Below are 23,127 nucleotides of genomic sequence, written 5' to 3'. Positions count from 1 at the left end.
ACAACGGAAAGACAGGACATGCCCCGCACCGATCGCCCTCGCCCCGCCGGCATCCCGCTGGAATCGAGCACGGAGCGCATGGACGGCCTGCGCGCCCGCCTCGGCGGGTTCGCGTTCGGCGGCGACTACAACCCGGAGCAATGGGACCGCGCCGTCTGGCGCGAGGATGTCGAGCTCATGCGCCGCGCGGGCGTGAACCTCGTGACGCTCGGCGTCTTCGCGTGGGCCTCGCTCGAGCCGGGACCGGGCGTGTTCACGTTCGAGTGGATGGACGAGGTCATGGATCTCCTCCACTCCGCCGGCATCGCCGTCGACCTCGCGACGCCGACCATGGCGCCGCCTGCCTGGCTGTCTCAGCAGTGGCCGGAGACGCTTCCCGTGATGGCGGACGGCGAGACGTTCGGATTCGGCAACCGGCTTCACTACGATCCGTCGTCGCCGGTGTACCGGGAGCGGGCCGCGATCATCACGCACGCGCTTGCCGAACGCTACTCACGGCATCCGGCGCTCGCGATGTGGCACATCAGCAACGAATACGGGCCGACCGCCTACAACGAGGAGAGCTCGGTCGCGTTCCGCGCCTGGCTGCAGCGTCGGTACGGCTCGCTGGATGCCTTGAACGACGCGTGGTACACGCGGTTCTGGAGCCAGGCGTACACGGACTGGGCGCAGGTGGACGTGCCGGCGGTTCCGCGGTCGTGGATGAATCCGGCCAGGCAGCTCGACTTCAAGCGCTTCGTCTCCGACGCGCTGCTGGAGTGCTTCGTCGCGGAGCGCGATATCGTGCGGGAGTATCGCGACGACATCCCGATCGTCACGAACTTCATGCGCTTCTACCGCAACGCGGACTACTGGGAGTGGGCGCGGCACGAGGATGCCGTCGCACTCGACATCTACCCGAACCCCGGCGAGGCGGACTCCTGGGTCGCCGCCGCGCTGAACTTCGACCTGATGCGCTCGCTCAAGGGCGCACCCTGGGTGCTCATGGAGCAGGCGGCGAGCGCCGTGTCGCAGTGGAAGGTGAACAACGTCAAGCGGCCAGGGATGATGCGCGCAGGCTCGTACCAGGCGATCGCGCACGGCTCGGACACCGTTCTGTACTTCCAGTGGCGTGCCAGCCGCGGCGGCCACGAGCGCTTCCACTCCGCGATGCTGCCGCACTCCGGCACGGCATCCCGCACCTGGGGCGAGGTGGAGGCACTCGGCAACGAGCTGCCTCTGATCAAGGATGCGCTGGGTGCGACATCCCGCTCCGACATCGCCGTGCTGTTCGATTGGGATGCCTGGTGGGCGCTCACCGAGACGCACGGGCTGCCGCGCAACGAGTTCGACTATCCGCAGCTCGTCACGGATCATTACCGGCCGCTGCTCGAGGCGCACCACGCCGTCGACCTCGTGTCGTTCGACTCGGATCTCTCCGGCTACCGCATGCTCGTCATCCCGAACGCGTACCTCATCACGGATCGCTTCATCGACGAGCTGACCCGCTTCGTCCAGGGCGGCGGCGTGGTCGTGTGCTCGTTCTTCTCCGGCGTCGTCGACGAGTCGAACCAGGTGCGGCAGCCGGCGTATCCGGGCGGTCTTCGCACCCTGATCGGCGGGTACATCGACGAGTACTGGCCGGCGCGCGAGGGCGAGACGTTCGGAGTGCGGTTCGCTGACGACGATGCGCAGGAGTCCACCGCCGACTGGTGGCAGGACAGCCTGCAGGCGGAGTCCGCTGCCGTGCGCGCCGTGTACACGTCCGGTCTGCTGGATGGACGTCCGGCCGTCATCGAGAACGTCGTCGGTGAGGGGCGCGTGGTGTACCTCGGGACTCGGCTCGAGTCTGCCGCTCTCGCACGGCTGCTGACGGGCGAAGCGGAACGGGTGGGCATCCGCTCGCTGATAGCGGATGCTCCGGCTCACGTCGAGGCGACGCTGCGCGAGTCCGCAGACGAACGGTTCCTCTTCCTGGTGAACCACTCGGAGACGGATGCCGCGACCGTCGCGCTGCCGTTCGCCGGACGGGATCTGCTGACCGGCACAGACGTGGAGTATGCGCTCACGCTCGCGCCGCTCGGGGTTGCGGTCGTGGGCGGGAGGCGGGGGTAGCGGCAGAACGGATTCCGCGCCGATCCGCGATGCACCTGACGCGACCGGCCGCTGCGGAGCCGTCAGCGCCCAGGCCCACCTGAGCGTTCTCTCAGGCAGGCTCCCATAGGCTCTCGACACCCCGGCCGCACCCGACCACGGAGGCATCGATGAGTCTCGAACCCCCGCCCGCCCGAACGCCCTGGTACGAGAAGGTCGAGCACGCGGGGGAACGATTCCTCTTCGCAAGCCGCTGGTTGCTCGCACCGATGTACATAGGGCTCGTCGTCGCGCTCGTGGCCATCGCCATCAAGTTCTTCCAGGAGTTGTGGCATCTCGCGACGCATCTCATCGTCTGGACCGGCGACGACATCGTGCTGAGCGTGCTCGCGCTCCTCGACCTCGGCCTGCTCGCGAACCTCGTGCTGATCGTGATCTTCGCCGGATACGAGAACTTCGTGTCGAAGATCGCCGCCGCCCGGAAGTCGGAGGACCGACCGCACTGGATGGGCCACGTGGACTTCTCCGGCCTGAAGATGAAGCTCATCGGGTCGATCGTGGCGATCTCCGCGATCGGCCTGCTGGCCGACTTCACAGGCCTCAGCAAAGAGAACCACATCGAAACGAACGAGCTGATGTGGCGGGTCGTGCTGCACCTGACGTTCGTGGTGTCCGGACTGCTCTTCGCCGCGATGGACTGGATCGGCGAGCGACGGATGCTGCTCACGAAGCAGACGCACGGGCACGCAGACGAGAGCGAGTAGCGCCGGCGCTCAGTGAGATGAGCCCGGGGCGCGGCTCGACGATTCCGGCTGCGGTTGATGCTCGATGAGGCCGACAAGATTCCCCTCCGAATCACGGAGGAGCGCATGCCACTCGACCGTGCCTGCCGGGCCGGCCGCGGCATCCACATTCTCGAAGTAGATGTGAGGCTCGGTGACGACCTCGACACCCTGCGCCCTTAGCCGCTCGGTCGCGGCGTGGATGTCGCGAGCCTTCACGTAGAACAACGATGTGGATGGCGCATTCCGATCGAGCACGAGGCGCACGCCCTCGAGCTGGAAGTAGACGGGACCTTCGGCGGCCACGCAATACACCGGGGTGGTGCCCGTGAACGATTCGTAGAACGCCCTCGCCCTCGCCAGGTCGTCGACGCGAAGCAGGACCTGACCGATTTCCATGCGCGCTCTCCTCGTTGTTGTCAGCTTGTCGTCGCTCTCAGCTTTTCGTCGCCCTCGGGGCGCGAGTTTCGACATGCCTCCCCGAGACTGACTGAATTCCCACAACGCGACCAACTCGGTGTTGCACACGGGGATCCGGCTGCGTGCGGTTGAGACGCTGCACCCGCCATCAGGCGCTTGGTCTGCCATGTTTACTCAATTCTGCTGTTATCTAGAGAAACGCTACATCCCGCTAGATTTCGGTACATTCGTATCCATGGACCCTGTTCGGAACCCCTACTCTCCCGGTGCGGGCCGCAAGCCTGCCGCTCTCGTCGGCCGGGATGACGCCCTCAGCGCGTGGGAGACCTCCCTGCAGCGCGCGGTGCGCGGGCGCACCGATCAGCCCGTCGTCCTGTACGGGCTCCGCGGCGTTGGCAAGACGGTGCTGCTATCCGAATTCCGTCGCAATGCAACGGGCAAAGGGTGGATTGTCGCCCAGATCGAGGCCGGGTCCGGGAAACCGTTGCGCGAGATCCTTGGCGAGGCGCTGTACGAACCTCTGTCTGACCTGGCCCGCCCCAGCGCCGGACGCAGACTGCTCAAAGCACTCAAGACGGCGATCAGTTTCAAGACGTCCTACGACACCACCGGCACCTGGACGTTTGGACTGGACCTCACCGGTTCCAATGGCGGGGGTGCCGACACCGGCACCCTCGACACCGACCTGAAGAAACTGATACATGACCTCGCGGACGCCGCCCGAGAGGACGGCACCGGCGTCGCGATTCTGGTCGATGAAGCGCAGGACCTCGAAGAGAACGAACTTGCCACACTGTGCACGATCGCCCATGCGGCCGCACAGGATGAATGGCCCGCGATGTTCGCCTTCGCCGGCTTGCCCAGCCTGCCGCGCATCCTCGCCGAGGCACGCTCCTACGCTGAACGGTTTCGGTATCTACGGATTGAGCAACTGGGTGCACAGGTAGTCGCCGAGGCGCTCACTATCCCCGCCGCGTATGAAGACGCGGAATGGGATACCGACGCCGTCGCGGTCGTCGTCGAGGCGTCTGACCGCTATCCGTATTTCCTGCAGCAGTTTGGTCAGGAGACATGGAACGTGGCGACCGGTCCGCGAATCGTCATGACTGATGCCCGCCTCGGTGTTGCGAACGGTACGAACCAGCTCGACACGGGGTTCTTCCGTGCTCGCTGGGATCGTGCGACCCGGGCCGAGCAGGCCTATCTACGCGCAATGGCCCTGGATGGAGACGGCGGGAGTTCCTCGGGCGAAATCGCGAGTCGCCTTCACCGTAAGCCCGCCAGCCTTGGACCCGCCCGCGCTTCCCTCATTGCGAAGGGTCTCATTTATGCGCCCGAACACGGTGTTATCGCCTTCACTGTCCCCGGGATGGCCGCCTTCATCGACCGCCAGCCCGAAACGTAAGGACCCGAGGCACGCAGCGGTGCCTGTCAGGTTGTCGACAGACCAACACGGGAAGCAGAGGCGCTCTGAGGGATCCCGCCAGCGCGCATCCACAGCTCCCCTGGTTGGTGTTGCCGTACACTTGCCGTACAATTCGGTTCGAGGAGGTGCAAGCCATGGCGGCAACTAAAGCTCATAGGCTCGAAGTACGGACGGATGCCGAGACTTACGAGCTGATCGAGGAAGCAGCGGATCTGCTCAAGCAATCCAAATCAGCGTTCGTCACGGACGTCGTTCGACAGGCGGCCCTGAAGGTGATCGCGCGCTCGGACGTAACCGTGATGTCCGCTGAACTTTTCGACGCCATGATGGCCACCCTCGACGTACCCGACGCCTCCGAAGAGTTGGCAGATCTTGCGACGTTGCCTCGTCGGATCTCCCGGTGAGCACACCCGAATACAGAATCGAACGACTGACCCCCGACCACGACCTCGGGGCATTTGATTGCGGCGAGGAGTACTACAACACCTGGCTTGTGCTCCACGCCTTGGAAGCAGACGCGCGCGGAACCTCCGCCGTCTACCTCCTCGTTCGTCGCGGGGATGGCATGGCGCCGCATGTCTGCGGCTACTTCGCCATCTGCCCCACAACGGTGCGAAGCGACATGGCGCCACACCAGATCGGGCGCGCCATCATGCGACAGGCGCCAGGCTGGCTTCTCGCCAAACTTGCGCTTGACCGTTCGCTTCGAGGAGGCACGTGGGGCAGAGAACTGCTCCGAGCCGCTTTGGAGGAGATCATCGGGTCCGCCGACCGTGGAGGCGGGCAGGTGATCGTCGTTGACGCTGAAAACCAGCAAGTCTTCGATTGGTACGGGGCTCAAGGATTCCTCAGCACTGGCATCGACAACCTGCGCTTGTACATGAAGGTCTCTACGGCGCGGAAGTACCTCGCCCCGTAGGCCGAGTATGCCCCACGACGCCGGGACCACTCTGGTCCCGGTTGGTGCGGGAGTGCCGACCGCATCAGCGCAGCGGCCGGGGCCCGGCAGGCGCGTGGGCGGATCCGGTCACGCGCAGTTGGCGGGCAAGTTCGTCGGGTCCTGCGCGCTCGGGGACCCGCTTGCGGGCACGTCAGCTGTAGCGGATAACGAGGACCGGCTCCCGAAGCCAAAAGGTTGGTCGCCACCAATACAACGCGGTGTCGTCTGCAGGCCAAACCTTTCGGGGGATCTCCACCGGGTAGTCACGTGGTAGGTCGATCCTTCGCCACCCCTGATCACGTCGCTCGCGGGGAGCCGGCGGCCGCACGCCAGGCATGCGCTGCTGGTTTGACGCTCCAAACAGCTCGTAGTTCGCCTGAGCTTCGACCAGGGACTCTCTATTCGCGCCACCCCCATGATCGGGGAACTTCAACTGGGAGGAGTCGTCCTCCCACGAGCAGATAGGGCAATTCGCGTAGCTGCCAGGGGCCTCCTTGAAAACGAGATAGCCGCAACACGGACATGGGTACATGCGCACACTCTTGCATCGATCAGCACACCACGCCGCCGCATCCTCCGGAATTCAAGAAGCCAAACTGGTAACCGCAGATGGATCCCGCAAGGTACCGCGTGATGGCTATGCGGCGCGTTCCGGTATTGGGCGTCGCGTGGCTCGTGGCGCGGGAAGGCAGGCGGCGACAACTTCGACGATCGCGGCTGGGAGGAAGAACCTTCCCACTCCGAACATGGCGGCACCCGAGAAGATGACCAGGAGCACTGAAGCGATGACCGTGACTGGTTGACTGGCCCGACCGCGAGCCAGCAACGGAGCAAGAGCAATCAGGAGCGGCACCACCAGAACTACGCCGATGGGGGGTCCACCTTCCCAAAGCGCGATCACCGTCACGGTCGCCGGTCCGCCGGAGTTGCTCGCGACCGATTCAGAGGGAAGAACGACTAGGGCGAGAGCGACAGCTACGACGACAAGGGCGAGGGCGACGATTTCCGCAACACGCTTGGCGCTGAGACGACCGCGTCGGCTCTGATCGCGTTGTGTACCAGTCACGGTCGAAAACATAGCGCGCACAACGCCTGGACGGACACGGCCCTGGCGGGCGCACACGCTGCTGCACCCACGCCTCCGAGAAACGCGTCCGCCTACCCAGATCACGGCATCAACTCCTTGGGCGCCCGCGAATGGATCTCATGGCATGCAGAACAGGGTCGTCGTCTGCTAGAAGTGGAATCCGTTCAGGGCGAGGAGGAGGGCAGCGGATGAGTCGCACACGCGTGGTCCTTACCTCCGTTGCTCTTGCCGCGGTGGCTGCACTTGCGGGATGCACGTCGAGCGCACCATCCGCGGACAGCACCCGGACGCCGACGCCGTTGGGCTCCGCGAAGATCATGGTCTTCACGGGCGGGGACAAGCCACTCAGGCTTCCCGCCCGTGCCGCACATGAGCTGACGCGGGTGACTCTGCTCGGCGATTCCGGCACGATCGAAACCACAGCCGGCGTTCCTGTCGGCATCGACACGTTGCGCGTCACGTTTGCGTGCGCCAATCAGCCTCAGGGAATGGGTTACCAAGTCTTCGTCGATGGGGTGCTGAACACCAGCGGCTCGGTCTCATCGTGCGACAGCAAGCCCCGCAAAGAAGCCGTCAACCCGCTGACCCCAACGAGGAACGCTAGCCGTCTGGTCCGTCTCGTGCTGACCGGCACCCCCGCCTCCGACACGGAGGCATACGCCATCCTTGTCGGCGGGGATTAGCGCCGACAGTCGCGCCCACGGTGCGTAAGCGGATTCGCTTACGCGCGATCAGCGAAGTAGTGTCCGGCTCTACGCCTCCGAAGGGTTCCGCATCATCGGGTCGACCCTTGGAGCCTTTCGACACCCGGTGCAGGGCCGTGTGGATCTGCTCATGATGTGGCGAGACCTCGAACAACCCGCGATCCAGCGTGCGCCAGACGCCGTGTGGCCCGAGTCCTGCGGCGCGGTAGGCGCGCCCCGAGGCCGCGGGAACCGGTCTCATGCGTACGCTGTGATGAGTTCGCGGATGGACGAGACGATCGTCGGAATGGGGATGCCGGCGGCCAACATCGCAAGAAGCTGCCGGAGGTTCAGGATGCGTGCGTGCTCGCGCCAGTCGGGGTGCAGCGGCCGAACCTCCGCGTAGGCGGCGAAGAAGGATTCGGGGACGCCACCGGAGCAGAGCATGTGCGCGACGTCGACCTCGGCCCGGGTGTAACTCACGGCCGGATCGAGGAAGACCGGTTTCCTGCCGCTGTCGGCGATCACGTTGTTGCGCCACATGTCTCCGTGGGTCAGGCAGGCGCCGGTGTCCGGGACCAAGTCGGGCAGCCGTGCGCACATCCTTTCGATGCCGCGACGGTCGGCCGCCTCGAGGGCCGCCTCCACTCGTGGCTCACCGAGGAAGCGAAGCACCCGGTTCTCGGCGAAGAAGCGATGTCCCTCAACGTCCCACAAGTTGTGCTGCGGCAGGAGGCCGAGCCAGCCGTCGTGGTCCCATCCGAAGCGGTCGCATGCCGTGGAGTTGTGCAGGCGCGCGGCTTCACGACCGGCGTGCTCCCAGAATCGGTCGGTGTCGGGAATCTCAGGGTCGAAGGCCTGCAGCACGATCGATCGGGAGCCGGACGCGATCACTCGGGGCGTCGTGAGACCGCCGCGTCCCCGCAGCACCTCCAGGCCCTCCGCCTCCGCGGCGAACAGCTCAGCACAGTCGTGGGACGACGCCTTGACCACGACGTTCCGTCCATCGTCGAGCTCGCAGAGCCAGACGGCATGGCGAATCCTCCGGAAAGCCGCCGCCTTCGACGCACGGTTCGGTCACCCGGCAGGAACTCCGGTGGCCATTCGGCTTCTGCCACGCCACGCCCTTCCGCTATTTGTTTCAGCACACTACAAAAGCGCGGAGGTTCAGTCAAGGTACCGCATCCGATTCGCGGCGCAGCCCAGCCAGTGCCGTACGTGGCCAAGCCGGATACGGCACCGCCGCCGTGGCCGCGGACAAGCCCTAGGCTGACGCGCATGACGTGGCGCGAACATCCGGCATCCGATGATCGACAGCCCTCCGTCGAGCACTGGACCCGCGGCGACGTGATCGTGCTGCGCAACGTGACGGATGCGGATCCCGGCCACCACGAACAGCACGTCGGCTACGCGCACACGGCACGCGTCATCACCGACGACGACCTCGTCGTGCTGTACCAGCCGCCGAAGACCTTGCACAGGGAGCGCGGCGGCGAACGCAGCGGCCCGCGCGGACGCAACATGGTGCGCGGCGGATGGGACGGCACCCACACCGAGCGCGAGTGGCGCGGCGACGGCGTGGTCTACGTGCATCGTCCGTCGGAGCCGTGGTCGGTGTGGAGATGGGTGGATGCCGACGGCGTCTGGTCGTCCCACTTCTACGTCAACTTCGAGCGTCCGTGGACCCGCACACGGCTCGGCTTCGACACCGAGGACTGGGTGCTCGACCTCGTCGTCACGGGTCAGGAACACGATGTGACCGTGAAGGATGCCGACGAACTCGAGTGGTGCGTCAGGGCCGGCACGATGTCCGTCGAGGTGGCGGAGCTGGCGCGGCGATCCGCCGCCGAGATGACCGAGGTCGCCGCACGCGGCGGGTGGCCGTTCGGCGCCGACTGGTCGGAGTGGCTTCCGGATGCCATGTGGCGCGCAGAGCCGCTGCCTGCCGACTGGGCGGAGCTGACGTGAGCACGCGAGAGGCGCAGTGAGCGAGACCGAGCATGACGGAGCGCGACGGAGCAGTGCTGAGCAGGAGGGAGGCGCAGTGAGCGAGCCGGTGCGACGCGTGCATGTGGAACAGTTGCTGCCTCGGAACCAGTACCTGGTGACGGAGGCGGTGGCGGCATCCGCTCTGCGTGACGGACGCTGGGTGGACGGCGAGCTCGGGCTGACCGAGGAGTGGCTGGTGTTCGCGTCGGGGAATCCGCACGACGCCCCCGACTTCGTGCTGCTCGAGGGCGAGGTGGACGCGGACGTCGCCGAGGGAGCCGGGACCGCGATCGTCACGATCACGGTGTCGCGCACGGCGCACCGCTACCGGGCGGAGGCCGCCCAGGTCACGCCGCTCGTCGACGCACTGCGGCGGCTGCGCGCCGAGCCGCCCGCCAGCACGCACGTGTGGCGCACGGATGCCGGCGCGGATCCGATGGCGTGAGCTGACCGCTCTCCAGCGGTGCTCGGGGGTTCGGCCGGGCGGTAGCGTCGAGTGGTGACGGATGGCGCAGCGACAGGGGCAGGTGGCACCGCCACCCACTCGCGCTACGCAGCGCTCGTCGTCGTCGGGCTCGTGTGCCAGGAGGTCGGGGCATCCGTCGCGGTGCTGCTGTTCCCGCGGGTGGGTGCGCTCGGCATGGTGTTCCTTCGCGTGCTGTTCTCAGCGGTGATCCTGCTGCCGATCGCGCGGCCGTCGCTGCGGGGCATCCGCGGCACGTCGTGGCTGACGGTCGTCGGATTCGGTCTCGTGCTCGCGCTCATGAACGGACTGTTCTATCTGTCGCTGGACCGCATCCCGCTGGGTGCCGCGGTGACGATCGAGGTGCTCGGACCGCTCGTGCTGTCCGTGGTGGCCGCACGCCGGGCGATCGCCTGGCTGTGGGCCGGGCTCGCGGCGATCGGTGTCGCGCTGCTCGGCGAGGGCAGCTTCGGCGACCTCGACATCATCGGCGTGCTGCTCGCGGCGGGCGCAGGTGCGTCGTGGGCCGGCTACATCCTGCTGTCGCGGCAGACGGGCCGACGGTTCGCGAAGCTCGACGGGCTGGCGCTGGCGATGCTGGTGGGTGCCATCGCATCCGCGCCATTCGGGATCGTGTCGGCGGGATCCGCCCTGCTGCGCCCCGAGGTGCTGCTTCTCGGTGCCGCCGTCGCGCTGCTGTCGTCGACCATCCCGTACGGGCTGGAGCTTCTGGCGCTGCGGCGGCTGCATCCGTCGGCGTTCGCCATTCTGCTCAGCCTCGCGCCGGCCATCGCGGCGCTCGCCGGGCTCGCGCTGCTGCATCAGACGTTCACGTGGGTCGGCGTGATCGCCGTCGTGCTCGTGGTCTCGGCGAGCATCGGCGCAGTGTGGTCGGCCCGCGCCCATGAGCCGGCGCCCGAGGCGCCGGACGAGGTGGGCTGAGCGCGGCGGGCCGCGGGTGCCCAAGCCGGCCCTGCAAACATGCGGGGCTATCTACGACCGGGCAACACAATCGGCAACAGCGCCACTTGCGCTCTACTGCGCCACCCCGGAGGGCGCAATAGTGCGCAAGTGGCGCTGTTGCCGGCTGGGGTCCTGAGCTGAGGTTCCCGTCAGCGCTGCGACGTCCGGATCCAGGCCTTGAGGCGTTCGTACTCCGCATCAACGTGCTTCACGACAGCGGGCGCCATTCCGGACCGGTTGCCGAGATTGAGAGCCGTGATGCGGGTGCTGTGCTCGCGGCCGGCGGCATCCGTCCATTCCAGCGACGGCTTGTTCGTCGCCTTCCGGATGCTCGCCCGAGGCACCGTCGTCGTGAGCATGAGTCCGCGAACGGTGGCCGCATCCGAGCTCAGCGTGACGGACACCGTCTGACCGCGCACCGCGACGACCACCCCGTAGGCGGCCAGCAGAACACCGAGGATCGCGAGCAGCCAGACCGTGCCGGAGGTGAATCCGACGACGAATCCCACCACGACGAGGAACACCCCGATCGCCGCGACGAACAGGCCGCCGACGAGGTAGCCGCGACGGGTCACCGGAAGCGGCCGCAGCACGATGGCGTCGGATGCGGATGCTGGACGTGACGAGGGCGGGACGGGCACAGCAGCACGCTACCTTGTGCCGGCCGACATCCCGCGCCTCGCCGAAAGTGCACGACTCTGGCCCCGAAAGTGCACGACGCTCAGAGCACAACGCCCGCGACCAGGACGAGCACGAACCCGGCCACGACGACCGCGACCCTGGCATAGTGCAGGCCGTCCCAGCGGCGGTACTGCTCGCGCCAGTCGGCCGGATGCTCGTCCGCGGTCCACGTCTTGGAGCGATTGTTGATGGGCACGAGCAGCGTGATGGACATGATGACGCTCACGGCGAGCAGCGCCGCACCGATGAGCGCCGACGCCGCCGCGGCCGTGCCCCAGGTGAAGACGGCGAGGAGCACCGCGAGGATGAGCGATCCGAAGTACCAGAACGGCATCGCGCGGCCGAGCATCCTGCCGCCGTGGGCGCGGGCCTCGATCGACGGCCCGATGGGCAGCGCGGTCATGATCGGGTTGAAGACGAAGGCGACGGCGAACTCCACGCCGGCCATGAGGCCGACGACGGTTCCGGTGATGACGGCGAGGGCGGGGATCATGATGGTTCCTTTCCAGAATCTAGCATCGCTATATTTTCTAGCAGTGCTAATGTAGACCGTAGGCGTTCGGATCGCAAGAGCCGTTTCCGGCCGAGCGATCAGTGCCAGAGACGACGAGTGAGGGAGTGCAATGGCCGACACCACGGCTCGCCAGCAGCGCAGCGACGAACGACGGCGGAGCATCCTTGATGCCGCGCGAGCGCGAGCGGATGCCGACGGCTGGTCCGCCGTCACCACGAGGCATCTCGCCGATGCCATCGGCTACACGCAACCCGTTCTGTACGGCCACTTCCCCGGCGGCAAGAACGAGATCATGCTGACCGTCGCGCTCGAGGGATTCGTCGAGTTCACGGATCACTGCCGCGCCGCGGTGGGACGCAAGACCGGGCGTCGTGCCGTCGAGGCCATCGCCACCGCGTATCTCGAGTTCGCGACGGCGCATCCCGCGGTGTACGAGGCGATGTTCCAGCTGCCGATCGACACCCGGTTCGCCAGCGACGACACCGTCTCCGAGCTGCGCGACGCGTTCGACATCCTCGCGCAGACCATCGGAGACGACAGCGGCGGAGCGAAGACGGAGGTGTTCTGGGGAGCCCTGCACGGAATCGGACAGCTGGAACTCGCCGGCCGGATGCGTCCCGAGCACCGTGAGCAGCGCATCCGGGAGCTGGGTGCCCGCTTCGGCACGACGCTCTAGCGCCGAAGGTGCACATCCTCGGTCTCGCGAGGGCACTCTCGCGCGGAGAGACGCGCACTCTCACGTGGAGAAACGCGCACCCTCACGTGGAGAAACGCGCACCCTCACGTGGAGAAACGCGCACCCTCGCGCGGAGAAACGCGCACCCTCGCGCGGAGAGACGCGCACCTTCGGGGGAAGAGGGGGGGCGGGACCGCGCGTGCGTCGCCCACTCCGGGCGAAGTACCCGATCGGCGTGATGCGCCGGTGATGCGCCGGAATAGCGTCGAGCATCAGGAGGCTCAACGTGAAGATCATGCGACCGCTCATGGGTCTCACCGGGCACAACCTGCTGCGGGAACTGCTCGCCGGCGTCACGCTCCTCGCCATCGCCGTGCCCCTCAACATCGGCTACGCCCAGATCGCCGGCCTCCCCGCCACCGCGGGCCTCTACGCCCTCATCGTGCCGGCGGCCATCTACGCGCTGGTCGTCTCCTCGCGACAGCTGGTCGCGTCTCCGGATGCCGCGGCAGCCGCACTCGTGGCCTCGTCGATCGGCGGACTGGCGGCCGCAGGCAGCGCCGACTACCTCACGATGGCGCTCGCGCAGGCGATCATCTGCGGCGCGCTGTTCCTCATCACGGCCGTCTTCCGGCTCGGCTTCCTCGCGAACTTCCTGTCGAAGCCGATCCTGGTGGGATTCGTCGGCGGTCTTGCGCTGGACATCCTGGTCAGCCAGATCGCCAAGATGCTCGGCGTGAAAATCAACTCAGGGGGCGAATTCGTCGAGAAGGTCGGCGACCTGTTCGGCAATATCGGATCCCTCAACTGGTGGTCCGTGCTCATCTCGGTCGTCGCCGTCGTGGTCCTCATGGTCGGCGCGCGCATCGCGAAGGTCGTGCCGTGGGCGCTGATCGTGCTGGTGCTGGCCACCATCGTCGTCGTGACCACGGGCCTGGAGCACGCGGGAGTCTCCGTGCTCGGCAAGGTCGATGCCGGACCGCCGCACTTCACCTGGCCGATTCTCTCCTGGACGCAATGGCTCAACCTCTTCCCGTCCGCGATCGCTCTGCTGTTCGTCACGATGGCGGAGGGCCTGCTCGTCGCCCGCAGCTACGGCGAGAAGCGGGGCTACTCCACGAATCCGAACCAGGATCTGTTCGCCTTCGGTCTGGCGAACGTCGCCGCGGGTGCAACGGGTGGCTTCACCGTCGGCTCCTCCACCTCCCGCACTGCCGCCATGGATTCGTCGGGATCCCGCACCCAGCTCCCCAGCCTCGTCGCCGCCGTTGGCACGCTGCTGCTGGTGATCTTCGGCACGGCGCTGCTGGCAGACATCCCGTCCCCGGCGATCGGCGCGATCGTGGGCGTCGCGGTGCTGCCGCTGCTCGGCATCCGCGACTTCGTCACCATGTGGAAGCAGGACAGGTTCGAGTTCATCATCGGCGCCGTCTGCTTTCTCGTGACGCTCTTCGTCGGCGCGATCGCGGGCATCGCCGTGTCGTTCGTGCTGGCGCTGGTCAACCTGGCGAGCAGGGCGTCGCGGCCGGCGATCGACGTTCTGGAAGCGGATGACAACCCCGACCACTCGCTCCTCGACAGCGCTCCGAGCGGGCACGAGACCGCGCCGGGTGTCATCGTGATCCGGCTCGCCGCACCGCTGTTCTTCGCCAACAGCACGGTCTTCGCGGATGCCGTCAAGCGCGCGGTGCGCGCATCCTCCACCCCACCTGTGCACGACGTGGTCATCGACCTGGAGTCCGTGACCGATGTGGACGTCACAGCGGCCGAGACCATGGACGCCCTGAAGACATGGCTGACGGACCACGACATCACGCTCGGATACAGCCGCGCCCGGCTTCCTCTCGTCAAGCGGATGCGTGAGATCGGCATCGTCGACGACGAGAAGTTCTACGACACGAACCGCGAGGCGCTCGTGGCCCTTGCCGCCACCCGCACCGACGTCTGAACTGCAGAAATGGTTCCAAGGTCACCACATTGGAGCCATTTCTGCAGTTCGAGCGCCCGACCGGCCTCAGAAGTCGCTGAGGTTCGCACGCAGACCGCCCGGCGCGTACGACGTGCGCAGAATGCCTCGCCGCCGCAGCTCGGGCACGAGGTCGTCGAGCATGCGGTGGACGGTCACCGGATGCAGGTCACCGGAGAAGATGAAGCCGTCGTTGCCGGCATCCTCGCCGAACTCCTCGATGACGTCCGCCAGCTGACCCGCCGTACCCACGAACCCGGACCGGTCGGCGACGAGTCCCTTGCGCGCCTTGGCGACGAGCAGGTCGCGCAGCGGCTGCGCGTCGAAGCTCGGCGCGGATCCGAGCAGTCCCTTGATGGTGCCGCGCGAGACGTGCGGTCCGAAGATCGAGGGATCGAGCGGGGCATCCAGGTCGAGTCCGGTGAGGTCGGTCTCCGCGTCGCTGGACTGGCCGAGGAGCTCGGCGCGCAACTCGTCGTCCGAGGGATGACGCGAGGCATCCACCACGCGCTTCGCCTCGTCTTCGCTCGGGACGACTTCTGGCTTGAACACGAACAGCGTCTTGACGTCGGATGCCCGTCGTCCCGCAGCCTCGGCCGCCTCGACCACCTTCGCTCGGTACGCCCGCACGGCGTCGACGTTCAGCGGGGCGAGCGCGAGCTGCACGTCGGAGTTCGCGCCCGCGAACCCCAGCCCGCGGCCGGAGCCGCCGGGAGAGACGATCGCCGGGTCCCCGTTCCTGGTGCCGAACGCATCCGGATAGTCGGCTCCGGACGCCGAACCCGAGAAGGGGATGGCGTTGAGCGGACCGGCCACGCGGAAGTACTCGCCGTCGTGCTGGGTGGCGCGGATGCGGGATCCGTCGGCGAAGCGCCCCGTGTCGGCGTCGGCGATATACGCGCCCTCGTCCCAGCTGTGCCAGAGCTCGCGCACCACATCGAGCCATTCCTGGGCGCGGTCGTATGCGGCGTCGTGCTCGAGCTTCTCCAGCCCGAAATGCCTGGCGCTGCCCACATCGGTGACGACGTTGATGCCGAAGCGCCCGTCGCTCAGGTGCTGCAGGGTCGCCGCCTGCCGAGCGGCGAGGTACGGCGGGGTCGCGCCTGCATTGATCGTCGGGACGATGCCGATGTGCTGCGTCGCCTGGAACAGATACGGCGCGAGCAGCAGCGGGTCGTGCTTGGGACCGCCGTACGCGGAGCGCACCCGCAGATCGAGCGTCTCCGGCGAGCCGATCGAGATCGCATCCTCCATGATCACCAGGTCGAGGCCCGCCTGCTCGAGCTCGCGCACCGAGTGCTGGTAGAGATCCGGTTTCGTCCAGTCGTAGCCCCAACGCCAGTCTGGGCGACCCCAGCCTTGCGGCCGGAAGCCGCTCGAGAAGAACCATCCGAAGTGCTGCCTGTGTGTCATGGGGTGTTCCTCGTCGGTGTTTCTGCGTCTGTGTTTCTGTGCTTGCCGAGCCCGGCCGGTTCATAACTCAGGAGCAACAGGGTGCGACTCGCTGCCTGGGCCCGGAATTCCGCAGGACTGCGCGGCTCATGGTTCCGTGCCCGCCGAGTGCTCCTGAGTTATGAACACGAGACCGCGGCGCCACACGTGAGCGCGGCGGCGACGTTGTGCGACGACGGGCTTGGATGCTGCGCAGAGCGCGACAGGCGGGCGGTACGGTCATCCGGCGAGCGCCTCGGACCGAAGCGCGCGCACCGCGGCGAGCCCCCTCGCCAGATCACGGATGAGGTCGTCGGCATCCTCGATCCCGATCGACAGTCGCAGCGTGCCAGGCCCGATTCCCGCAGCGAGACGCTCCTCTGCCGTGCGCAACGTGTGTGTCGTGGTCGCCGGATGCAGCACCAGCGACCGCACGTCGCCCAGGTGCGTCATCCGGCTGAACAGTCGCAGCGCGTCATGGAACGCACGGGCCGCCGGTTCCCCGCCACGCAACGTGAACGCGAACACGCTGCCCTGCCCGTCCGGCAGATACTTCTGCGCCAGGCCGTGGTACGGACTGGATGCCAGCCCCGAGTAGTCGACGGACTCCACCTCGGGCTGCCCTTCCAGCCAGGCGGCAACGGCGAGCGCGTTGCGGGAGTGCTGCGCAACGCGTAACGACAACGTCTCCAGTCCCTGTTGCAGCAGGAAGGCGTTGAACGGCGACAGCGTGGGTCCGAGCCGCGATGCCACCACCTGGCGCGTGTACGCGACGTAGGCCGAACCGCCATGGGCCTCGACGTACGACCGACCGCCGAGAGCGCGCTGCGGGGTGTTCAGGTGAGGGAAGGCATCCGGTCGGGCACCCCAGTCGAAGCGCGCGGAGTCCACGACGACACCGCCGAGCGCGGCGCCGTGGCCGGCGAGGAACTTGCTCGCCGAGTGCACGACGATGTCGGCGCCGAACTCGAAGGGACGCAGCAGGTAGGGGGTGGCGAGCGTGTTGTCGACGATGAGCGGGATGCCGGCCTCGCGCGCGACTCGAGCGATCGCCTCCACATCGACGAGGTCGTTCTTCGGGTTGGGGATCGGCTCGATGAACAGAGCCCTTGTCTCCGGACGGATGGCGCGTCGCCACGCATCCGGATCGTTCGCCGCGGCGCCGCTCGGCCCCACTCCACTCGATCGGCCGCTCGCCTCACCGACGAAGTCGCTGGCGATGCCGAGCCTGGCAAGGTTCTCCCGCAGCAGGCCACGGGTGCCCTCGTAGATGCTGTTCGCCGACACGATGTGGTCGCCTGCCTGCAGAACGCCGAGGAACGCCACGGTGAGAGCCGCCTGGCCGCTGCCGACGACGATGGCCTCGGCATCCGGTGCGGCGAAGCCGCCCTCGAGCACCGCGAGCCGTCGCTCCACCGCCGCGGTCGTCGGGTTGCCGGACCGCGAGTACGTGTACCCGTCCACCTCACCGGCGAAGCGATCGCGCGCCTGGTCGAAATCGTCGAAGACGAACCCGGCAGAGAGGTAGATCGGCGGGATACGCGAGCCGAACGCGGAATCCGGTTCGGCCCCCGCGTGCACCTGGGCGGTCGTGAACCCGAACGGCTCGTCGGGGTCGGACGCCACGTCCGTGTCGAGGGCGGTGCCACGCTGGGGGACGTCGTGCGTGCCCGTGTCACGCCCGCCTGCCGCGGGTCGACCTGCGTCCCGATCGTGAGTCGGGTGGAGTGTCGGAATGGGTGTTGCTGTCACCCGACCATGGTGCGCGGGAGGGGCGCGATCGCCGCATCCGGCGGTAACCGTGTGAATCCGTGTTACACGGTGTTGCGGCGTAGTGTGTGGTCACGGGTGCCCGCGGCCGCGCTCGACAGCACCCGCTCGTGCGCCCGCATCGGCAGCTGCGACCCGATCGAGGAGGCACCGTGTCCGAACCCATCGCCTACACCGCGCTGCAGAAGGGCGCCGTCGTCACGACCGCCGGCGGCGAGCACGTGGGGACCGTGGAGCACGTGCTGCAGGATCCCTCGCTCGACCTCTTCGACGGCCTGGCCGTGCGCACGCACCACGGCCTGCGGTTCGTGGACGCGAACCAGGTGACAGCGATCACGACCGACGGCGTCGCCACGTCGATCGACGAATCCGACGTCGCCGGGTTGCCCGCGCCTGACGGCGACGCCGTGCTGGATGCCGACCCCGAGCAGTACGAAGGCGAGGGCCTCACCGCGTGGTGGGGTCGCACGTTCCGCAGGTCCCACTGGCTGCGCGAGAAGGACTGAATCCGTGGCCGAGATCCCGGGCATCGAGCCGGCAGTGCCGCCGAGCGGCACCGGATGCGCTGACTGCGAAGCCGAAGGCGGTTGGTGGTTCCACCTCCGACGTTGTGCGGAGTGCGGCCACATCGGATGCTGTGACTCCTCGCCTGCGCAGCACGCGACCGCGCACTTCCGGGAGACCGGGCACCGCTTCATGCAGAGCTTCGAGCCGGGCGAGGACTGGTACTGGGATTACGTGACCGAGGCGATGGCATCCGGTCCGGAGCTCGCCCCGCCGTCGAGCCGGCCCGAATCGCAGCCGGCTCCCGGTCCCCAGGGACGTGTTCCCGCGGACTGGCGGGAACTGCTGCACCGGTGATGCCGAGTGCTCGATGGCTCGCGCTGAAGAACTCGCGCTGACGAGGCGGTGAGCGAGAGCATGGTGCCCGCAACTCCGCGCGCGGACTTCGCGCCGTTCCTCGAGGCGCTCGACGCCCTGGCCGTCGACGTGCCCGGCGATGCCGAGTTCCTGTACGACCCGGCGACGCCGCGGGGCGCGCTGCGGCGCCGCAACCTGCTGCACTACCTCGGGCTGATGGCGGAGATCCGTCCGATTGTGCTGCTGCTCGCCGAAGCACCCGGATACCGCGGGATGACGGTCAGCGGCGTGCCATTCACCAGCGTGCGCCAGCTGACGGCTCGCCCCGGACTCATCACCGGCCGGCCGGAGGGGGACGGATTCGAGGTGCCTGAGCATCCGGATGCCGCCTGGGAGTCCTCGTCCGGCATCGTGTGGCGGGCGTTGGCGTCGTGGCGCGGACCGCTGCCCCTGCTCTGGGGGGTCTACCCGAACCACCCGTTCGTGGCGGGCGACCGTCTCACCAATCGGGCGCCGCGCCCCGCAGAAGTACGCGCCGGCGCGCCCGTCGCGCTGGCCCTCGCCAGGGCATTCGGCATCGAGGTCATCGCGGCGGTGGGCCGCAAGGCTCAGGGCGCCATGGCGAGTGCGGGCGTCGAGGCGCCGGCGCTGCGGCATCCTGCGCAGGGCGGCGCGACGGTCTTCACGCAGCAGGTGCACGAGCTGAACGAGCGGATGCTCACCTCCTGACCCGTCGAGCGTGCGGTCCCTTCCTCCCGAAAGTGCCTGTTTCCCCTCCCGAACGTGCCCGTTTCCCCTCCCGAACGTGCCCGTCTCTCCTCCCGAACGTGCCCGTTTCCCCTCCCGAACGTGCCCGTCTCTCCTCCCGAACGTGCCCGTTCCTCCCCCCGAAGGTGCCCCATTCTTCACTTGAGGGTGCCCGTTCCTCGTTCCGAAGGTGCCCGTTCCTCCGCGAACTGCATACAGTCCACCGGACGAGCGGCTCCGCGGCTCGGCACCTCGATACCCGGAGCTGTCACAGTAGGAACATGAACAACTCGGATCCGTGCCCGTGCGGGAGCGGATCCGCCTACGACGCATGCTGCGCCCCGCTGCACCGCGGCGTCGCGACGGCCGGCACGGCGGAACGCCTCATGCGGTCGCGATACTCGGCGTTCGCGGTGGGTGACGCGGCGTATCTGCGCGCGACGTGGCATCCGTCGACGAGGCCGCGCGAGCTTGTGCTGGACCCCGATGTCGAGTGGCGACGGCTGGACATCCTCGACACAGTGGCGGGCACAGAGGCGGATGACTGGGGCGAAGTCGAGTTCCGTGCGTTCTGGCGCACGCTCCCGGCGCCCGGCCGACCGCGCGACGGCGGCGTGCTGCACGAGCGCAGCCGCTTCACACACGAGCGTGGACGCTGGTATTACGTGGACGGCGACGTCGGCTGACGGCTGACGGCTGACGGCTGACGGCTGACGGCTGACGGCTGACGGCTGACGGCTGACGGCATCGAGCATGCGACCGGCGACCGAAAGGGGCACCCTCGGGAGGAGAAAGGGGCACCCTCGAGAGGAGAAAGGGGCACCTTCGGGAGGAGGAACGGGCACCTTCGGGAGGAGAGACCGGCACGTTCGGAAGGAGGAACGAGCACGTTCGGGAGGAGAAACAGGCACCCTCGGGAGGACGGGAGGGGCGGCGCGGATACGCGCCGCCCCTTGGGTCTACTCCGCGAGGATCAGGTACAGCGCCTTGCGCAGCTCGTCGATCTTCTCGGCGGCCTGCTTGCGCTGCTCATCCGTCGCGGCGAACCGGAACTGGTGCACGACGCCCATCAGCTTGCCGATGGATTCGTGCAGGGCGGCATCCTGAGCGCTGCGGCCGGGGGTCGCCTGCCATGCGGCGTCGAGCTCCGACTGGTGCTCCGCGATGTAGGCCTTGCCGGCATCCGTCAGCTCGTAGTCGGTGCGGCGGCCGTCTCCGGTCGCCTCGACGAGTTCCTCGTCGACCAGCTGCTGCAGCGTCGGATACACCGAGCCGGGGCTCGGCTTCCACAGGCCGTCCGTCTTCTCGGCGATGGCCTTGATGAGCGCGTAGCCGTTCTTCGGACCGTCGGCCAGCAGGCTGAGGATGGCGGCACGGATGTCGCCACGCGACGCCCGCTTGCGCCCGCGCATCCCGAAAGCGGCGAGTGCCGCCGGGTCGAATCCACGAGGATCGAAGCTCGGGCCGAAGCCGCGGCGACCGTAGCCGCCGAAGCCGCGAGGACCGTAACCCTCGAAGCCGGGGCCACCCTCACCGTGCTCGTGCGGGCCGTGTCCGTGCGGGCCGCGCGGCTCTTCGCCGTGGCCCTCGCTGCCGGCGCCGTGGTGCTGCGCACCATGGTCGTCGTCGTGGTGGAAGCGCCGCGGGCCGCAGCCCCACTGCGCGTTGTCGCGGCCGGGGTGGCCGCCATGCGCGTGATGGCGACGATGCTCGTCGCCCGAAATGTAGTCGTCTCTCATGACGTACTCCTATCGTTGACTATCTAAGACACGTCAACGATATATCGTTCACATTCGGATGACAATGCCGAACGTTCGTCTCTGAGCGAACGCCCACCCACGTTCTGCGCCGACGGAGCCGGGACGAGGCACAAGCGAAGCAGCCTCGGTGCTTCGCCGGTCGGGACGGATGCGCCGGGGACTCAGTCGGCCGCGGCATCGGCGGACTGCGACGTTGCACCCTGCGAGACCTCGGCACTCTGCGACGCCGCCCACTGCGCGACACGGTCGGCGCTCTCCTCGTATGAGAGGTCCTCCACCCTGGTCATCACCGACCAGCGCACGCCGAACGGATCCAACAGCGACGAGTACCGATCGCCCGTCACGAAGGTGGCAATGGGCTCGCGCACGGTCGCGCCTGCGGTGACAGCGGCATCCGTCACCTCGTCGCAGTTCGGAACGTACAACGCGAGCGAGTAGTCGCGACGCTCTGCGCCCTCGGGAGCGACGAGCCCGTACGACTCCATCGGGTCGCTGAGCGTGAGCATCCCGGTCCCGAAATCGAGGATCGCGTGGGCGACGCCGTCTCCGCCGGGGAATCTCGTCACATCCAGGACGCGCGCACCGAAGACGTCGCGGTAGAAGTCGAGCGCGGCTGCGGCGTTCCGCACAACGATGTGAGGCGTGATCGAGGTGGAGCCGTGCGGCATTCCGTTCGTGGTGTGCTGTCCGTCGGCCGGGGCGATCGATGGGGTCGTGGTCATGCATTCCACGCTAGGGCGGCGCGTCGGCGGCCTCTTGTACTTTTGCGACAGACCGATCGAGTACCCGGTTGGACCGCGCTCGCAGTCGAGCGTGCTGTCCGTCGAACCGTGCTGACTGTCGACTGCTAAGAGTCGAATCGACGCCGGCCCCACCGAGCACTCAACCGAACCGAACCGAACACGCAGAGCAGGAGCACATGACGGATGCCGCACCGCACTCCCGCGGACACCTCAACCCCGGCGATCCCCACGCGGTCTTCGACCGTTTCGTGCTCGGCGCGGAGCTGCGGGATCTGGTGCGCCACGTCTGGGTCGTGCGCTGGGATGTGCCGGAGGGAACGGAACTCGCACAACGGGTGCTGACGTATCCGGCGTTCAACGCGGTGTTCGAGGTGAACGAAACGTCGGCCAGCGGTGCCGAGGCTCGGCTGTATCCGCCGACCGGCCGAGTGGACGTGCGACGACTGTCGGGGACGGGATGGGGAGTCGGAATCCTGTTGCGGCCGTGCGCGGGACGCCTGCTGCTGACGGCCGCGACGGACAAACGCTCCCCGGCTGCCGAGCCCTCCACGACCGTCGAGCCCTCGCCTACCGGCAACCCGTCCCAGACCGGCAACCCGTCCCAGACCGGCATCCCGTCCCAGACCGGCAACCCTTCACCGATCGACCTGCGCGACGTTCCTCTCGACGGCCTGCGGTTGACCGACGCCCCGGTCGCCGAGGTCGGCGACGTGCTGCGGCGCGCAGGTCGATCACCGGACGAGCTCGGGCCCGATCATCGCAAGCAGCTTTCCCGCGTCTTGGACGGCTGGCTGTCACCGCACGCGCGACGTGTCGACGACCGCGACCGCCTCGTCAACGAGGCCTGCCGGCTCGCCGAGGAGGACGCATCGGTGCAGCGGGCATCCGACCTGGCATCCCGGCTCGGGGTCACACCGCGCACGCTCGAGCGGCTGATGCGCGACTATCTGGGCCTCGGCCCGAAGTGGCTGATCGAGTGCCGAAGGCTGCAGGAAGCCGCGACCACGTTGTACGCGCATCCGGAGACGGATCTCAGCACCCTGGCCGCCGACCTCCGCTACGCGGACTACGCCCACTTCTCGCGCCGCTACCGCTCGGTGCTGGGCGAGACGCCGAACGAGACGAAGATCGCTGCATCCGTCGCGCCGTGAT

25 protein-coding genes are annotated in these 23,127 nt (G+C 67.8%); 16 read left to right on the top strand and 9 right to left on the bottom strand.

Going from position 1 to position 23,127, the window contains the following annotated elements; genetic code table 11:
- The first annotated feature begins 18 nt into the window (after positions 1-18).
- A complete protein-coding gene (locus tag ACX9R5_RS04105) occupies positions 19-2,094 on the top strand; it encodes a beta-galactosidase (protein ID WP_459407721.1) in 2,076 nt (691 codons plus the stop codon).
- A 149-nt stretch (positions 2,095-2,243) separates the two neighbouring features.
- Positions 2,244-2,837 carry a TIGR00645 family protein gene (locus ACX9R5_RS04100; RefSeq protein WP_459407720.1) on the top strand — a complete coding sequence of 198 codons (594 nt, stop codon included), beginning with the start codon at positions 2,244-2,246 and terminating at the stop codon, positions 2,835-2,837.
- A gap of 9 nt (positions 2,838-2,846) precedes the next feature.
- Here the strand turns inward: ACX9R5_RS04100 and ACX9R5_RS04095 are convergent, their stop codons facing one another.
- Positions 2,847-3,254, bottom strand: a complete 408-nt coding sequence (locus ACX9R5_RS04095; RefSeq protein WP_459407719.1) for a VOC family protein — start codon at positions 3,252-3,254, stop codon at positions 2,847-2,849.
- A 256-nt stretch (positions 3,255-3,510) separates the two neighbouring features.
- Here ACX9R5_RS04095 and ACX9R5_RS04090 point away from each other — a divergent pair, with 256 nt between their 5' ends.
- The 3 genes from ACX9R5_RS04090 to ACX9R5_RS04080 all read left to right on the top strand — a co-directional run bounded on the left by ACX9R5_RS04090 (position 3,511) and on the right by ACX9R5_RS04080 (position 5,620).
- The gene (locus tag ACX9R5_RS04090) at positions 3,511-4,680 is read left to right on the top strand and encodes an ATP-binding protein (RefSeq protein WP_459407718.1); all 1,170 of its coding nucleotides are present in this window, start codon (positions 3,511-3,513) and stop codon (positions 4,678-4,680) included.
- A gap of 155 nt (positions 4,681-4,835) precedes the next feature.
- On the top strand, positions 4,836-5,105 hold the full coding sequence (locus ACX9R5_RS04085; RefSeq protein WP_459407717.1) for a type II toxin-antitoxin system TacA family antitoxin: 270 nt from the start codon (positions 4,836-4,838) through the stop codon (positions 5,103-5,105).
- Positions 5,102-5,620: a hypothetical protein gene (locus tag ACX9R5_RS04080; RefSeq protein WP_459407716.1), complete on the top strand. Its 519-nt coding sequence runs from the start codon at positions 5,102-5,104 to the stop codon at positions 5,618-5,620. Before ACX9R5_RS04085 ends, ACX9R5_RS04080 begins: the two co-directional genes overlap by 4 nt.
- A gap of 172 nt (positions 5,621-5,792) precedes the next feature.
- Here ACX9R5_RS04080 and ACX9R5_RS04075 read toward each other — a convergent pair whose 3' ends face one another.
- Positions 5,793-6,173 (bottom strand): CPCC family cysteine-rich protein, encoded by a 381-nt coding sequence (locus ACX9R5_RS04075; protein WP_459407715.1) that lies wholly within the window; start codon positions 6,171-6,173, stop codon positions 5,793-5,795.
- A gap of 743 nt (positions 6,174-6,916) precedes the next feature.
- Here ACX9R5_RS04075 and ACX9R5_RS04070 point away from each other — a divergent pair.
- A complete protein-coding gene (locus ACX9R5_RS04070; RefSeq protein ID WP_459407714.1) occupies positions 6,917-7,411 on the top strand; it encodes a hypothetical protein in 495 nt (164 codons plus the stop codon).
- Between the two features lie 258 nt (positions 7,412-7,669).
- Here the strand turns inward: ACX9R5_RS04070 and ACX9R5_RS04065 are convergent, their stop codons facing one another.
- Positions 7,670-8,452 carry a fructosamine kinase family protein gene (locus ACX9R5_RS04065; protein WP_459409035.1) on the bottom strand — a complete coding sequence of 261 codons (783 nt, stop codon included), beginning with the start codon at positions 8,450-8,452 and terminating at the stop codon, positions 7,670-7,672.
- A gap of 237 nt (positions 8,453-8,689) precedes the next feature.
- Between ACX9R5_RS04065 and ACX9R5_RS04060 the strand changes: the two genes are divergently transcribed.
- The 3 genes from ACX9R5_RS04060 (at position 8,690) to ACX9R5_RS04050 (ending at position 10,805) form a co-directional block, all read left to right on the top strand.
- The gene (locus ACX9R5_RS04060; RefSeq protein WP_459407713.1) at positions 8,690-9,379 is read left to right on the top strand and encodes a DUF402 domain-containing protein; all 690 of its coding nucleotides are present in this window, start codon (positions 8,690-8,692) and stop codon (positions 9,377-9,379) included.
- Between the two features lie 76 nt (positions 9,380-9,455).
- Positions 9,456-9,845 carry a hypothetical protein gene (locus ACX9R5_RS04055; protein WP_459407712.1) on the top strand — a complete coding sequence of 130 codons (390 nt, stop codon included), beginning with the start codon at positions 9,456-9,458 and terminating at the stop codon, positions 9,843-9,845.
- 54 nt (positions 9,846-9,899) lie between these two features.
- Positions 9,900-10,805 carry an EamA family transporter gene (locus ACX9R5_RS04050; protein WP_459407711.1) on the top strand — a complete coding sequence of 302 codons (906 nt, stop codon included), beginning with the start codon at positions 9,900-9,902 and terminating at the stop codon, positions 10,803-10,805.
- A 170-nt stretch (positions 10,806-10,975) separates the two neighbouring features.
- Here ACX9R5_RS04050 and ACX9R5_RS04045 read toward each other — a convergent pair whose 3' ends face one another.
- Positions 10,976-11,467 (bottom strand): hypothetical protein, encoded by a 492-nt coding sequence (locus ACX9R5_RS04045; RefSeq protein ID WP_459407710.1) that lies wholly within the window; start codon positions 11,465-11,467, stop codon positions 10,976-10,978.
- An 80-nt stretch (positions 11,468-11,547) separates the two neighbouring features.
- Complete coding sequence (locus ACX9R5_RS04040) at positions 11,548-12,000, bottom strand: anthrone oxygenase family protein (protein ID WP_459407709.1); 453 nt, start codon at positions 11,998-12,000, stop codon at positions 11,548-11,550.
- Positions 12,001-12,130: 130 nt separating this feature from the next.
- Here ACX9R5_RS04040 and ACX9R5_RS04035 point away from each other — a divergent pair, with 130 nt between their 5' ends.
- Both ACX9R5_RS04035 and ACX9R5_RS04030 read left to right on the top strand, forming a co-directional pair.
- The gene (locus ACX9R5_RS04035) at positions 12,131-12,697 is read left to right on the top strand and encodes a TetR/AcrR family transcriptional regulator (protein ID WP_459407708.1); all 567 of its coding nucleotides are present in this window, start codon (positions 12,131-12,133) and stop codon (positions 12,695-12,697) included.
- Positions 12,698-12,992: 295 nt separating this feature from the next.
- On the top strand, positions 12,993-14,645 hold the full coding sequence (locus ACX9R5_RS04030) for a SulP family inorganic anion transporter (RefSeq protein WP_459409034.1): 1,653 nt from the start codon (positions 12,993-12,995) through the stop codon (positions 14,643-14,645).
- Positions 14,646-14,711: 66 nt separating this feature from the next.
- On the opposite strand, the gene ACX9R5_RS04025 is transcribed toward ACX9R5_RS04030, so the two are convergent.
- Together ACX9R5_RS04025 and ACX9R5_RS04020 are read right to left on the bottom strand one after the other, a co-directional pair.
- Positions 14,712-16,076 carry an LLM class flavin-dependent oxidoreductase gene (locus tag ACX9R5_RS04025; RefSeq protein WP_459407707.1) on the bottom strand — a complete coding sequence of 455 codons (1,365 nt, stop codon included), beginning with the start codon at positions 16,074-16,076 and terminating at the stop codon, positions 14,712-14,714.
- A gap of 258 nt (positions 16,077-16,334) precedes the next feature.
- Positions 16,335-17,720 (bottom strand): O-acetylhomoserine aminocarboxypropyltransferase/cysteine synthase family protein, encoded by a 1,386-nt coding sequence (locus tag ACX9R5_RS04020; protein ID WP_459409033.1) that lies wholly within the window; start codon positions 17,718-17,720, stop codon positions 16,335-16,337.
- A 296-nt stretch (positions 17,721-18,016) separates the two neighbouring features.
- Here ACX9R5_RS04020 and ACX9R5_RS04015 point away from each other — a divergent pair, with 296 nt between their 5' ends.
- The 4 genes from ACX9R5_RS04015 to ACX9R5_RS04000 all read left to right on the top strand — a co-directional run bounded on the left by ACX9R5_RS04015 (position 18,017) and on the right by ACX9R5_RS04000 (position 20,158).
- On the top strand, positions 18,017-18,370 hold the full coding sequence (locus ACX9R5_RS04015; protein WP_459407706.1) for a hypothetical protein: 354 nt from the start codon (positions 18,017-18,019) through the stop codon (positions 18,368-18,370).
- 4 nt (positions 18,371-18,374) lie between these two features.
- Entirely contained in the window at positions 18,375-18,725 is a 351-nt protein-coding gene (locus ACX9R5_RS04010; protein WP_459407705.1) for a UBP-type zinc finger domain-containing protein, read from the top strand.
- A gap of 48 nt (positions 18,726-18,773) precedes the next feature.
- Complete coding sequence (locus ACX9R5_RS04005; protein ID WP_459407704.1) at positions 18,774-19,454, top strand: uracil-DNA glycosylase; 681 nt, start codon at positions 18,774-18,776, stop codon at positions 19,452-19,454.
- Between the two features lie 299 nt (positions 19,455-19,753).
- Positions 19,754-20,158 (top strand): YchJ family protein, encoded by a 405-nt coding sequence (locus tag ACX9R5_RS04000; protein ID WP_459407703.1) that lies wholly within the window; start codon positions 19,754-19,756, stop codon positions 20,156-20,158.
- Between the two features lie 273 nt (positions 20,159-20,431).
- Here ACX9R5_RS04000 and ACX9R5_RS03995 read toward each other — a convergent pair whose 3' ends face one another.
- Complete coding sequence (locus ACX9R5_RS03995; RefSeq protein ID WP_459407702.1) at positions 20,432-21,211, bottom strand: PadR family transcriptional regulator; 780 nt, start codon at positions 21,209-21,211, stop codon at positions 20,432-20,434.
- 182 nt (positions 21,212-21,393) lie between these two features.
- The gene (locus tag ACX9R5_RS03990) at positions 21,394-21,954 is read right to left on the bottom strand and encodes a VOC family protein (protein ID WP_459407701.1); all 561 of its coding nucleotides are present in this window, start codon (positions 21,952-21,954) and stop codon (positions 21,394-21,396) included.
- A gap of 197 nt (positions 21,955-22,151) precedes the next feature.
- Between ACX9R5_RS03990 and ACX9R5_RS03985 the strand changes: the two genes are divergently transcribed.
- Positions 22,152-23,126 (top strand): helix-turn-helix domain-containing protein, encoded by a 975-nt coding sequence (locus ACX9R5_RS03985; protein ID WP_459407700.1) that lies wholly within the window; start codon positions 22,152-22,154, stop codon positions 23,124-23,126.
- The last annotated feature ends 1 nt before the right edge of the window (position 23,127 follow it).

The organism is Rathayibacter sp. CAU 1779 (assembly GCF_054551755.1).
This window is presented reverse-complemented; position numbering and strand designations above follow the sequence as displayed.

Excerpts from the sequence above, each read along its gene's own strand:
- ACX9R5_RS04105 (WP_459407721.1), top strand. The coding sequence starts at position 19 with ATGCCCCGCACCGATCGCCCTCGCCCCGCCGGCATCCCGCTGGAATCG.
- ACX9R5_RS04100 (WP_459407720.1), top strand. The coding sequence starts at position 2,244 with ATGAGTCTCGAACCCCCGCCCGCCCGAACGCCCTGGTACGAGAAGGTC.
- ACX9R5_RS04095 (WP_459407719.1), bottom strand. The coding sequence starts at position 3,254 with ATGGAAATCGGTCAGGTCCTGCTTCGCGTCGACGACCTGGCGAGGGCG.
- ACX9R5_RS04090 (WP_459407718.1), top strand. The coding sequence starts at position 3,511 with ATGGACCCTGTTCGGAACCCCTACTCTCCCGGTGCGGGCCGCAAGCCT.
- ACX9R5_RS04085 (WP_459407717.1), top strand. The coding sequence starts at position 4,836 with ATGGCGGCAACTAAAGCTCATAGGCTCGAAGTACGGACGGATGCCGAG.
- ACX9R5_RS04075 (WP_459407715.1), bottom strand. The coding sequence starts at position 6,173 with ATGTACCCATGTCCGTGTTGCGGCTATCTCGTTTTCAAGGAGGCCCCT.
- ACX9R5_RS04070 (WP_459407714.1), top strand. The coding sequence starts at position 6,917 with ATGAGTCGCACACGCGTGGTCCTTACCTCCGTTGCTCTTGCCGCGGTG.
- ACX9R5_RS04060 (WP_459407713.1), top strand. The coding sequence starts at position 8,690 with ATGACGTGGCGCGAACATCCGGCATCCGATGATCGACAGCCCTCCGTC.
- ACX9R5_RS04040 (WP_459407709.1), bottom strand. The coding sequence starts at position 12,000 with ATGATCCCCGCCCTCGCCGTCATCACCGGAACCGTCGTCGGCCTCATG.
- ACX9R5_RS04035 (WP_459407708.1), top strand. The coding sequence starts at position 12,131 with ATGGCCGACACCACGGCTCGCCAGCAGCGCAGCGACGAACGACGGCGG.
- ACX9R5_RS04030 (WP_459409034.1), top strand. The coding sequence starts at position 12,993 with ATGCGACCGCTCATGGGTCTCACCGGGCACAACCTGCTGCGGGAACTG.
- ACX9R5_RS04025 (WP_459407707.1), bottom strand. The coding sequence starts at position 16,076 with ATGACACACAGGCAGCACTTCGGATGGTTCTTCTCGAGCGGCTTCCGG.
- ACX9R5_RS04000 (WP_459407703.1), top strand. The coding sequence starts at position 19,754 with ATGAACAACTCGGATCCGTGCCCGTGCGGGAGCGGATCCGCCTACGAC.
- ACX9R5_RS03995 (WP_459407702.1), bottom strand. The coding sequence starts at position 21,211 with ATGAGAGACGACTACATTTCGGGCGACGAGCATCGTCGCCATCACGCG.
- ACX9R5_RS03990 (WP_459407701.1), bottom strand. The coding sequence starts at position 21,954 with ATGACCACGACCCCATCGATCGCCCCGGCCGACGGACAGCACACCACG.
- ACX9R5_RS03985 (WP_459407700.1), top strand. The coding sequence starts at position 22,152 with ATGACGGATGCCGCACCGCACTCCCGCGGACACCTCAACCCCGGCGAT.